This is a genomic window from Grimontia sedimenti, from assembly GCF_011045095.1.
Classification (GTDB): domain Bacteria; phylum Pseudomonadota; class Gammaproteobacteria; order Enterobacterales; family Vibrionaceae; genus Enterovibrio; species Enterovibrio sedimenti.
Genome location: NZ_JAALDL010000001.1, coordinates 1 through 11,858, shown reverse-complemented (window position 1 = coordinate 11,858; position 11,858 = coordinate 1). Strand labels below are relative to the sequence as shown.

The 11,858-nt window shown below is 49.7% G+C and carries 13 protein-coding genes; 6 read left to right on the top strand and 7 right to left on the bottom strand.

The annotated features are described in order from the left end of the window. Positions 1 to 55: 55 nt before the first annotated feature. Positions 56 to 478, bottom strand: coding sequence for a hypothetical protein (locus G5S52_RS00065; RefSeq protein WP_165011260.1), 423 nt, complete (start codon positions 476 to 478; stop codon positions 56 to 58). A 334-nt stretch (positions 479 to 812) separates the two neighbouring features. Between G5S52_RS00065 and G5S52_RS00060 the strand changes: the two genes are divergently transcribed. Then, positions 813 to 1,388, top strand: a complete 576-nt coding sequence (locus G5S52_RS00060; RefSeq protein ID WP_165011259.1) for a DsbA family protein — start codon at positions 813 to 815, stop codon at positions 1,386 to 1,388. A 62-nt stretch (positions 1,389 to 1,450) separates the two neighbouring features. Here G5S52_RS00060 and G5S52_RS00055 read toward each other — a convergent pair whose 3' ends face one another. From G5S52_RS00055 to G5S52_RS00030, 6 genes are all read right to left on the bottom strand, one after another. Next, entirely contained in the window at positions 1,451 to 2,542 is a 1,092-nt protein-coding gene (locus G5S52_RS00055) for a TRAP transporter substrate-binding protein (protein WP_165011258.1), read from the bottom strand. Between the two features lie 104 nt (positions 2,543 to 2,646). Then, a complete protein-coding gene (locus G5S52_RS00050; RefSeq protein ID WP_002540010.1) occupies positions 2,647 to 3,933 on the bottom strand; it encodes a TRAP transporter large permease in 1,287 nt (428 codons plus the stop codon). Positions 3,934 to 3,971: 38 nt separating this feature from the next. Further along, positions 3,972 to 4,502 carry a TRAP transporter small permease gene (locus G5S52_RS00045; protein ID WP_165011257.1) on the bottom strand — a complete coding sequence of 177 codons (531 nt, stop codon included), beginning with the start codon at positions 4,500 to 4,502 and terminating at the stop codon, positions 3,972 to 3,974. Further along, the gene (locus G5S52_RS00040; RefSeq protein ID WP_165011256.1) at positions 4,502 to 4,975 is read right to left on the bottom strand and encodes a flavin reductase family protein; all 474 of its coding nucleotides are present in this window, start codon (positions 4,973 to 4,975) and stop codon (positions 4,502 to 4,504) included. The genes G5S52_RS00045 and G5S52_RS00040 overlap by 1 nt, the downstream gene beginning before the upstream one ends. Next, positions 4,972 to 5,874 (bottom strand): aldo/keto reductase, encoded by a 903-nt coding sequence (locus G5S52_RS00035; RefSeq protein WP_165011255.1) that lies wholly within the window; start codon positions 5,872 to 5,874, stop codon positions 4,972 to 4,974. Before G5S52_RS00035 ends, G5S52_RS00040 begins: the two co-directional genes overlap by 4 nt. Continuing rightward, positions 5,874 to 7,031, bottom strand: a complete 1,158-nt coding sequence (locus tag G5S52_RS00030) for an LLM class flavin-dependent oxidoreductase (protein ID WP_165011254.1) — start codon at positions 7,029 to 7,031, stop codon at positions 5,874 to 5,876. Before G5S52_RS00030 ends, G5S52_RS00035 begins: the two co-directional genes overlap by 1 nt. A gap of 235 nt (positions 7,032 to 7,266) precedes the next feature. On the opposite strand from G5S52_RS00030, the gene G5S52_RS00025 reads away from it, so the two are divergent. The 5 genes from G5S52_RS00025 to G5S52_RS00005 form a co-directional block, all read left to right on the top strand. Then, on the top strand, positions 7,267 to 7,974 hold the full coding sequence (locus G5S52_RS00025) for a GntR family transcriptional regulator (protein ID WP_039850197.1): 708 nt from the start codon (positions 7,267 to 7,269) through the stop codon (positions 7,972 to 7,974). 50 nt (positions 7,975 to 8,024) lie between these two features. Next, a complete protein-coding gene (locus tag G5S52_RS00020; RefSeq protein ID WP_165011253.1) occupies positions 8,025 to 9,149 on the top strand; it encodes a Gfo/Idh/MocA family protein in 1,125 nt (374 codons plus the stop codon). Between the two features lie 115 nt (positions 9,150 to 9,264). Next, complete coding sequence (locus G5S52_RS00015) at positions 9,265 to 10,038, top strand: siderophore-interacting protein (protein WP_165011252.1); 774 nt, start codon at positions 9,265 to 9,267, stop codon at positions 10,036 to 10,038. 435 nt (positions 10,039 to 10,473) lie between these two features. Then, positions 10,474 to 10,671, top strand: a complete 198-nt coding sequence (locus tag G5S52_RS00010) for a hypothetical protein (RefSeq protein ID WP_165011251.1) — start codon at positions 10,474 to 10,476, stop codon at positions 10,669 to 10,671. Further along, the coding region (locus tag G5S52_RS00005) for an Ig-like domain-containing protein (protein ID WP_368737440.1) at positions 10,668 to 11,858 on the top strand (1,191 nt) is incomplete at its 3' end. The genes G5S52_RS00010 and G5S52_RS00005, both read left to right, overlap by 4 nt.

The following is an 11,858-nucleotide window of genomic DNA, read 5'->3' as shown; positions in this document are numbered from 1 at the left end:
AGATAAGAGAAAGGGAGAGCTTGGGCTCTCCCTTTCTCTTGCATTCGCGGATTGATTAAGCCCACTTCACCGATTCAGGCAACGTTTGCTCGAGAGCGAAGATATGGCGAATCAATTGCGCTTCATGGGTTGCTTCGTGTTCAAGCAAATAAACCAATAACTCGTCGCGCTCTGGCGTCCAGTTGCTAATGGTATTTACCACTTCGTCGAACGCGACTTCGGAAGATTTCAGTTTCTCGATCACATCGCCACGATTTTCGGTCGATGCCAGTGAACATTCAAAGCCTGCCCACTCGCCTTTCAGCAACGATTTTGTATAGCTCTCCCTTGCACCGACAATACACCACATATGTTCACCAACAGACTTATTCTTCGGTACATTCAAGTGGGTGGTAAACAGCTCTGGGTTTAAGGTATCAACAATCTCATTCAATGATTGAAAACGTTCGCGCAGGTTCTTTAATACAACGTTTCTCATGGTCTTCCTTGGGCTTTGAAACCAAAATCTGCACGAACCTTACCACATTGAAATGCTGTATATTTAGACAGTTATCTCAAATCAGATTTCTGACCACCAAATAAAATATGTTATGAGATTTCATATCACTACAGGCTCATCGAACGCTGAAAAGATTGCACCATGATATTGATTACAAAGCGGCTCAGGTTAAAGCTAGCAGTCGAAAGGCTGCTTAGGCATAACATACTGATTCAAAATCGCATTAGTGACTCAATTAGGGTCTAGAGACGACCTGAATCCGTTAGCTACACTTAGCTCAACACAATAACAACGAGCTAAGGACAAGGACGTTATGAGCATACCGATTCCCCACCGTCCAAGTGGTGTTCTACTTGGTGATCCAGCCGCATCTGTCACCATAGATGTTTTCGTCGACATTCAATGCCCACATTCACGTGCTATATGGCCGAACCTGATGGCGGTAATGGAGCATTACAAAGGGCGGTCTGTGAGCCTGAAAACTCACCTCATTACGCTAAGTAATCACCGCCAGGCGTGGGACATGAGTTTGGGGTTATTTGCTTTGGCAGAGGGTGATGCAGAGAAGTTTTATCGCTTCGCTACCTTCTTATATGAGCGGCAGGATACGTTCTACAACGGCCAGTTTCTCCATAAGACCCATGAAGATCTGAGAAACTTGGTTACTGATTATGCCGTGGAACATGGCAAAGTTGACCGTGAAGCCTTCATCGAGCGAATGGACAGCAGCGATGTTTACGTGCAAGGCAGAACACCGATTCGCTATGCGGCAACACGATCAGTATGGGCGACTCCCACTGTGTTTATTAACAATGCAGGCTTGGTTCCGGTCGACCATAACTCCAGCTTAGAAGACTGGCAGGCAGCGATTGATCCTTTGTTTAAATAGACAAACCAAGCAAAAGAAAAATCAGCCCCGAGAGGCTGATTTTTTTATTCCCTTACAAACCGTTAAGAGAGGTCTGCTTTATCCGCTGCGGCAATCTGTTGTTGCGCTTTTTCGGATTCTGATTTGAGCAAATCAAACCACTTCTTGCCGTCTTTCACGTTCTCCTGGAACCAGATATAAACCGGCGCTGCAGATTCCTGGAACTTGGCTTTTTCTTCCGGAGTTGGCACGTAAAGCTTACCGCCAGCTTTCTTGAAGGCATCGTAAGCAGCAATCGATTTACGCTTCGGAGAAGCGAACGTTGCCTGTTGCAGTGCGCGGAAGCCATCGACAATCACTTTACGTAGCTCTGGTGGCATATCCAGGAAGGCTTCGTTGTTCATATACCAAAGCGCTGACATGTAGGCATGGCCGTCCAAGGTGACGTATTTCAAACCTGCTTCTGGGAACTTCATGCCCATGATGTCGGTAATGCCGTTTTTCGAACCTTCAACCACCCCCGTCTGGAATGAAGTATAAAGCTCAGGCCATGGGATTGGCGTTGGGCTTGCACCCAGTGCTTTCACCAGTTCCTGTGGCAAGTCAGCAACCACGGTGCGGATTTTCAGGCCTTCCAAATCACTTGGCTGTTTTACTGTACGCTTGGTGTTAGCAAAGTTACGCCAGCCGCCAGTATTACCGATCGCCATCAGGCGCAGTTTGTCGTCTGTGTCCGCAAGAATGGATTTACGCAGTTCACGCACAAAATCACCCTGTAGAACGGCTTCTGCGGTTCGGTCATCAGGCAGCACATACGGAAGGTCAAGAACCTGAATGTATGGGAACATATTCGCCGCACCGCCAGAGGTAGAAATGTAGATATCGACTGAACCGTCTTCTACCGCCTGAATACACTCGGTACCGTTTCCACAAAGCTGGGTACCGATGTAGAGATCGACTTTGATTTTGCCGTTCGAGTGAGATTCGACGAAGTCTTTAAAGACGATCAGACCATCATAGTCTTCGTCATTTTCGTTGGAGTTAGCCACTGCGCGAAGGTTGAAGTCCGCCGCCATGGCAGGCACCGACAATGCTGTGGTGGTCATTAATCCAGCCAACAACGCCAGTGCACTTCCCTTCAATGCTGTACGCATTTTATTTACCGTTATTTTCATACTTCACCTTTTCACTTCCGTGATTGCCAGCCCGAAGGCTGTTCCACATAAGGTGAGAACTTACGTTCTCGGTTGCTTGTTAAGAGTAAAAAAACCAAACCGGCTCATGCCAGACCCAACCATTGCGGAATGGTCATGGAAAGAGACGGGAAAAACGTAATCAGGAAGATCACTACCACTTCCACTGCCAGAAACGGCAGAATCGCGCGGGACAGCGTTTCGACTTTCTCGCCGGATACGCTTGATGCCACAAACAGCACCAGTCCCATTGGAGGCGTCGCCAAGCCCACCGTGAGATTCACGCTCATGATGATGGCGAAATGCACTGGGTCTATGCCCAGACTGACAAAAACCGGCGCCAGAATTGGCCCCAGAATAATGATGGCCGGCCCTGCATCGAGGAACATGCCAACAATAAAAAGCAGGATGTTGATAAGGAACAGTAAGATCAGCGGATTCTCACTGATGCTCAGCGTCCAATGCGCCATAGACTCAGCTGCATGGGAAAGCGAGACCACGGTTTTGAACGCCAGTGCTGCGCCAACCAACAATAGAATTACGGCTGACGACTTGGCACTTGCGGTAAAAATGTCCGGGATGTCTTTCAGCTTCACAGTACGAAGCACAAACATGCCGACGACCAAGGTATAAAGCACCGCAACGGCAGAAGCTTCCGTCGGTGTAAAGATGCCACCCAATATGCCGCCCAGAATGATCACGGGAGTTAACAGCGGCCAGAATGCCTTTCTGGTGGCTGTTCCGCGTTCACGCCATGTCGCTTTTTCACTGGCAATTGGCAGGTTTTGGCTTTTCGCCAGCAACGCGATCAACAGCATCAAGCCACCACCAATCATCACACCGGGAACCACTCCCGCCGCAAACAGTGCTGCTACGGAAATTTCCATGGTGTAGGCGTAAATAATCATGATGCCGGAAGGTGGAATGATTGGGCCAATCACCGAAGAAGCCGCTGTAATGGCAGCCGCGAACTTACGCGAGTACCCGTTTTTCTCCATCGCAGGGATCATCATCGAACCGATTGCAGAGGTATCGGCGACAGCAGAACCGGAAAGCCCTGCAAACAGCATGCTCGACATTACGTTCACATGGGCCAGACCACCGCGTACATGGCCAATAAGTGATTGAGAGAAATTCACCAGACTCAGGGTGATCCCACTCCGGTTCATCACCTCACCCGCGAGCATGAAGAATGGAATAGCCATCAGCGGGAAAGAATCAATACCGTTGTAGATATTACGAAATAGCAGGGGAATATCCCTGTCCATGCCTTCGGCATATAGCATGAACCCCGGAGCGGCGAGCAGCGCGAAAAACACTGGCATGCCGACGAGAAGGAAAACTAAAAACAGAGGTAGAAAGAAGATCAACATTTACAGCCACATCCTTATGATTACCAACGCCTGACTACTCAGCTTTCTCCAGCTTGCGCAGCGATGGCATCCCCTTCTTTATGAGTAAGCGCTTTCAGGAACATTTCTAAATTCGCGAGCAACATGGTGCCGAAACACACCGGCATCGCGAGATAGATCCAAGCCCGCTTCAGCGGAAAAGATGCTGCACGGGTTCGAAAGCCGCGGTCAAAGAATTCCAGTGCGATGACGAACAGTTGGATCAGTACAGCAAAGGCAATCACCAGCAGCAGAATGCGAATCACCTGCGCCACCTTTGGCGACAGATAATTGAAAATCATATCGATAGAGACAAACATGCCCTTTCGATACGCCTGCCCCGCAACCAGTGCCATCATCCAAATCATCAATGCCCGGGCGACTTCTTCCGGCCAAGGCAATGCAGCATTGAACACATAGCGGCACACCACCTGCAGCAGAATGCTGGACACCATCAAGGCCACCAGCACCCAAGCTACGGATGCACCAATGCGATCCAATGTGTTATTGACGGCTTCCAGCACCGAAATGACTGACTTCACCACTGCCATTAAGCGACTTCTCCTACCTTTCCGAAGCGGCTGCGTTCAAACACCAATCCGTTACCCTGCTGCGAGTGAAAGTCGGTCACTTTGCCAAGCAGAATATCGTGGTCACCTGCACTGACGACGCCGTTTAAGTCACAGTCAAACCAGGCTACAGCACCTTCAATGATGGCACGGCCACTCGGTGCACGTTGGATCTCCACACCACGGAAGCGCTCTTGATGGCTGTCACGACAGAACTTCATCGCAAGCTCGGAATGCTCCACTGCCAGCACGCTGACGGTGTAGCCACCAGACTCCAGAATCGGTTGTTTGGTTGACGATGTGCGGTTAATGCTCCAAAGCACAATTGCTGGCTCCAAAGAAACAGAGTTGAAAGATGAGCACGTCAATCCATAATCCTGCCCTTCATGACGCGCTGTAATCACTGTCACGCCGGTGGCGAAGCAGGAAAGTGCGTTTCTCAGTTCGCGGCTCATGCTACTTCCTCCCCTGCTGCTGCCGTCCAAAGTTCAAACCAGGTTTCTCTATCTATCGAGACATTCAGCGCGTCGCTTATGCCACGGATACGTTCAAGATTGTTGGTGCCCAACACCGGCAAAATGCCTGCAGGGTGTGCGAGTAGCCAAGCAATCGCCACGGCATCAATACCGACATCGAATTTCTCGCCCTCACGATGCAACAAAGGTTTCACTCGCTGTGCCGCCTCGCTGTTGCCAAACAATTCACCACCAGCCAGTGGCGACCATGCCATCGGCTTTATGCCACCTTTTTGCATGAATGCCACTGTGCCGTCGGTAAAGGAATCGCGAGTCATCAGGCTCATTTCAATCTGGTTGGTCACTAATGGATGACGCATACCAGATTGCAGTAATTCCCAATCCCACGATTTAAAGTTCGACACACCGACCGCTTTCACCAAGCCTTCATCTATCAGTGAATCCAGCGCATTCCCTGTTTCACTATGATCCATAAATGGATCCGGGCGGTGTATCAGCAGTAAGTCAAGGTGGTCAGTTTTCAGGTTCTGCAAAGAGTTGGTAACTGACTGACGGATATGCGCTTCTGAGGTGTCGTAGTATTTGACACGGCGGTTCGGGTATTTTTCTGAAAGCAGCATAATGTCGCATTTCGATACCAACTGAATCTGGTCCCGAAGTGAAGGGGTTGCTTCAAGCACCTGACCAAATACCTCTTCACAGGAGTAGTCACCATAGATGTCAGCATGATCAAAGGTGGTGATCCCTTGCTCCAGACACGCATCAACTTTCGCACGAACATGCGCCTCAGAGGTGTTCTCATCATCGGACAAACGCCAAACGCCATAAACTAAGCGGCTGAACGCAGACAGTGAAGGATGCAGTTCTGTGTATTTCATTATTTGCGCTCTCCTGCGCCAAGTGGAGTCAAAGGGGTGGTCGCCGGAACACGTCCGTATTCTTCAGGCATTGAGCAGGTTTTTAGCTCGGGCAGAATTTTCTGGCCGACAATTTCACATTCAGATTGGTGCGGGTAGCCAGAGAAGATAAAGGCACGGATACCCATTTTCTTGTAGCGCTCAATCTTTGTCAGCACCTGATCGACACTGCCCACCAGTGCTGCACCACAGCCAGAGCGGGCGCGGCCAACACCGGTCCAAAGATTCGGTTCGGTAAAACCAAACTGGTCTGCCTGTTCACGCTGATTAGACTGGAAAGCAACACCAAGACTCTTCGAGTCCAATGCGCGCTCGCGAATCGATTGACCAAAATCGTCGTCGAGCTTTGATACCAGAGACTCGGCATATTCACGGGCTTCTGCTTCGGTATCGCGAACAATCATGTGAACACGAAGGCCATAGTCGAGTGTGCGTCCATGACGTTGTGCCACCTCATTCACCGCTTTCATGCGTGATTCCAGCATGTCTTCGGTTTCCGGCCACATCAGGTACACGTCGCAGTCTGAACCACACAGTTCAAGGGCATCCGGAGAATAGCCACCAAAGTAGAGAAGTGGACCACCGTTTTGCTGATAAGGACGAACAGGATCAGCAGAAAGTGTGTCGAGTTTGTAGATCTCTCCGTCGTAGCGGATTTCATCTTGCGTCCAGGCTTGGCGAAGAATATCGACCACTTCTTTTGAGCGGCGGTAGCGGTATGCGCTATCGGCTTTCTCACCGGGGAAATCAGAGGAGATAACATTCAGCGTCAAACGCCCTTTCATGATGTGATCAAGTGTCGCGACCGAACGGGCCAACATCGCCGGATGCACTTCTCCACAACGAATTGCTGCCAGCAAATTGATACGCTCGGTAAGCGGGCCCATTGCTGAAGCGAAAGTCAGGGTGTCTTGCCCAACCTGATACGAGGACGGGCAAAGAATGTTGCGAAAGCCCTGCTTCTCAGCAGTCAAAACGATGTCGCGTGTGTTTTCCCAACTGCTTCGCAACGCACCATCAGGCACACCCAAATAGCGATAATCGTCGCTACAAAGCGGCGCAAACCAAGATACCTCGGCGGCATCTAACCCCTCACTCGTGATAGGCACGACACTCATCTGAACTCTCCTGTTCTTATTTTAAAAAAGCCAACCAACGTTATTGTTCTTGTTGCTTTTCACTCTCATCGAAATGAAAATGATTAGTGAATGAATTGTTAATAAATGCTATAAGATTTACAAATAAAGTAAATCAATGATGAATGAATTCATTCACTCTCTGAGCGAGGAAACAGAAAAAAGCTCAGTAACCTTCTAATATATCGACGGTTATTAATTTTGAGATTTTTAGAAAATGAGTGAATCAACACGATTACCCCTGTTTATCCAGATAAGCGAGTTGTTGCGCAGAGAAATCTCGGCAGGTTATTGGTTGCCGGGAGAAAGGCTGCCTACTGAAGCAGAGCTGGCAAAAAAGCTGGGCGTTGCTGTCGGCACGCTGCGCAAAGCATTGAACGAGCTAGAACAGAATGGATTGCTGGAAAGGATTCAGGGCTCCGGCACTTATGTAAAAAACACACCGGATAATTCGGCGGTGTATCACTTTTTCCGCCTTGAACTGAAATCCGGTGGTGGATTGCCAAACGCCGATTTTCTCAGCGTGGAGCAACACACCAACACCTATGTGGCGTCTTTGTTGGGGCTGGAATCAAACGCACAACTATGGCGTTTTCGCCGGTTGAGAAAACTCGACCAACAACCTGCTGCCATGGAAGAGATTTGGATCAGCGGAGAGCACAAAGACGATATCGCCCAAGACGATCTCGTGGAGTCACTGTATGTGTATTACCGCGAAAAACTTGGCTTTTGGATTTCCAAGGTGCAGGACAGCATCACGGTCGATCATGTACCGGACTGGAAGCACCAAGACTTTAAACCTGAGATTGGCTCTGCATGCGGCTATATCGAGCGCTTGAGCTGGTCAAACCGGGATCGTATCGAAGAGGTTTCTTTCACTTGGTATGACCCGGTAAACGTGCGCTATGCCGCGCGATGGACATAACGACAACGATAGCCTCTCAGGCTACCAAACAAACGTAAGGGACGGACTGAATGACAGATCAAGTAATTCGCTACGGCATTCTCGGCTGCGGCATGATGGGACAAGAGCACATCCGGAACATTCAACTTTTAGAGAATGTGGAAATCACCGTGCTTGCCGAACCTAACGCAGAAATGCGCCAAAAAGCACAAGCGTTGGTGCCAACCGCCCGCTCAGTTGAAGGTCTGGATGAATTACTTGAAGCGAACGATGCAGACGCCCTTGTTATTGCGACCCCTAACTTCCAGCATGCCGAGCAATTGCTAGGCATCATGAGCCGCTGCTCACTGCCAATCTTGATTGAGAAACCCATTTGTACGCAGATTGATGATGTGGCGCGTTTGGTTGAAGCCGCCAAATCCCACCCGGCACCGATCTGGGTAGCGATGGAATATCGCTACATGCCACCTATCACCTTATTGCTCGATTTGTTGGCACAAGGCGAGATTGGCCAGCGCCATCTGTTTTCAATTCGCGAGCACCGCTTTCCTTTCCTGCATAAAGTGGATGACTGGAACCGCTTCAACCACAAAACCGGCGGTACACTGGTCGAGAAATGCTGCCACTTCTTTGATTTGATGCGACTGATGGCCAACGCTAACCCTGTTCGAGTTTTTGCTTCCGGCAGTCAAGCCGTCAACCACAAGGACGAATCCTACAACGGCGAAGCACCTGACATCCTTGATAATGCTTATGTCACCGTAGAATTCGACAACGGCACCCGCGCCAGCTTGGAGCTTTGCATGTTCGCTGAGGGCTCGCGCTATCAAGAGGAGATCAGCGTTGTCGGCGACAAAGGCAAGGTGGAATGTCTGGTTCCCGGCCCTGGCCGTTTCTGGCCGACTGAAACCCTTGGCGAGCCCCCTGTCGCTCAAGTCATTTCCAGCCCACGCGATCCCAAGGGACCAAAACAAATGGAAGTGCCTGTAGACCCAACGCTTCTCGAAGCTGGCGATCACAACGGTTCCACTTTCTATCAGCACCAGAAATTCCAGCGCGCAGTGTTAGGTGAGCAAGAAGTTGAGGTGTCATTGGAAGATGGCTTGAAAGCCGTGGTAATTGGGCTGGCGGCGCAGGAGGCGATAAGACGGAATCACGTGGTGACTTTTACTGGCAAAGGTTTGGGTTTCGAATAACCAATACGACAATTTCACCCTTGAATGTAAATCTACGCAAATGATAATCGTTATCATTGAATTATTGTTGAAGGCGACGTATTTTAGGGTGAAGTAAAGTAGTCAGAGAAGAATAATGAAGAAACCGAGCCCGATTCAGCTTACTGTCGAAGCAAGCACAGCCATTACTCCCAATATGCAGCGTATCGTGATGCATGGTGAAGGACTTTCCCGCTTTCCTGCCAACTGCGAAGGCGGATATATTAAGTTAATGTTTGCGCCGGATGGCAGCACAGATCTGAGTTCACTTCCAGTGGGCGAAAGGCCTGTTATGCGCACCTACACTATCCGCGAGTTGGATTTCAGCACACACACGATCACAGTAGACTTTGTCCGCCATAAGGTTGATGACTGTGGCTGCGGCCATGCCGCTCGTTGGGCAATGAACGCCGAAGTTGGCGATACCATCACGATTGCTGGCCCTGGCACCATTCAGCAAATCAATAAAGAAGCCGATTGGTTCTTTATGGTTGCAGATATGACTGCCCTTCCTGCACTGTCTGTCAAAATTGCTTCGCTACCTCAACATGTAAAAGGCCATGCGGTAATTGAAGTGCTTTCTCAAGAAGATATTCAGCCGATTCAAGCCCCCGAGGGTATGCAAATCGACTGGCTGGTTAAAGGCGAAAAAACACTGGCAGAGCAAGTTAAGGAAAAAGAATGGCTGGATGGTAATGCTGCCATCTGGTGTGCTTGTGAGTTCGATTCTATGCGCTCGCTACGCCAATATTTCCGCAATGAAAGAAACGTCGAGCGAGACAATATTTACATCAGCAGCTATTGGAAAAACGGCGTGACAGAAGAAGGCCACAAAGTGATCAAGCAAAAAGATGCTGAGGCTGTTGCTTAAACCCTAAAAATTTAGGGGCCCATTAAATCAGCCAACCCTCTTCTTGGGTTGGCTATGTCCTAGCGTCATCCCAATCAGCCAATTCCTGACTTTAGCCCCCAAAAACCAAAATATTATTAATAGTTACAATCAAATAAAGACTAAGAACTCAATCAATAAAATCTCGAACCTTAGCCTTTAGACGAACCTGGTTCCTGTCTTACTGGCGCTTGCCTATGAGTCATAGCTTTAATGTTCACTTCCCACATTTCTCAGAGTTCCCTTATCGAGCCAATCTGACACCATGTCGATCTTCCTCCAACAACCAGCGTTGATCCGCTTCCAACAGTTAGCGCCAATGAGACTTTAGTCCTACTTTTAATAAGTTAATTGTCAGCAATTTTCTCATTGAAACTTGCATGTACTGCCAACGTTGAGCTTTTTGAGGTGTGGGCGATGAGTCAAGTCAAGCTACCAAGCAACGCAACAGTCTTGTACATCAGTGGAGTCGCTTCATTAGTAAAAGGCAGTGATAAGCCTCTGGCTGCTGGTGAATATTTGAAAGCCGGAGACATGCTTGATGTTGCTGAACCAACGCTCATTGAGTTTCTCGGAGAAGATGGCGGAATTTATTTTATGTCGGCAGTGAAATAGATAGCCTTGCAGCAATTCTCAACGACCCTAATCAACTTGACTCAGACAAAGCTAAGATCCAAGAGATTATCGATGCGATCAAGCAAGGGATTGATCCGACACAAAACGATGAGTACGCCACCGAAGCAGGCACTACATTACAAGGCTCTGGTTCAAATGGCTTTATTGTTCTGTCCCGAACAGCCAGTGAAACCATTGCCAGTGCAGGATACGAAACCGAAAACCATGCCTCTTCTACTACTTCTCAAAACCCTGATGTTCGTGAAGATGGCGACAGTCCATTTCTTTTATCCCCCACTATCAGTCTGAATGTCCAATCGCTAACCAACGACAATACGCCGACAATATCTGGCACCACTAACATGCTGCCAGGCTCTATCGTCAGTCTCACTATCATCGACGCAACGGGAAAAGTGCAAACACTCACCACCATAGTGCAGGAAGGTGGTTTCTTTTCCACCGATATCGCAAATGCATTGGGTGATGGCGCTTTCTCAGTCACAGCGACAGTCAGTGATAGCCAAGGGAATAGCGCTTCAGCTACTGCGACAGGTAATGTCGATACCTTTGCGCCTGGACAGGGCACCGGACCGGGCGGCACCGATGAACTCCCGCTGGTTGAAATTCCCGAGTCCTCTGGCGGCATTGGTGAAGAAGAGCTGACAGATGGCGTTGAAGTACTGGTCACGCCACCGACCGGCACTGAGCCCGGTGATACCATTACGGTGACCGTCACTCAACCGGGCGGTTCAACCACTGATGTTACCACCACGGTGCCGGACGGTTGGACGGGCGGCAGCAGCGTTTCTGTGACCGTGTCCCCAGAAGATTTGGGTGGCACAGGCGGCGGTTTACCTGCCGAAGGTGAATACACCATCACCGCATCAGTGACAGACAGTGCCGGCAACACATCAGCGCCCAGCACATCCACCACAGTCACGATTGATACGACTGCACCCGGTGAAGGCACCGGACCGGGCGGCACCGATGAACTCCCGCTGGTTGAGATCCCGGAAGCTTCCGGCGGCATTGGCGAGGGAGCGCTGGCAGATGGCGTTGAAGTACTGGTTACGCCACCGACCGGCACCGAGCCCGGTGACACCATTACGGTGACCGTCACTCAACCGGGCGGTTCAACCACTGATGTCACTACCACGGTACCTGCTGGCTGGACTGGCGGCAGCGTC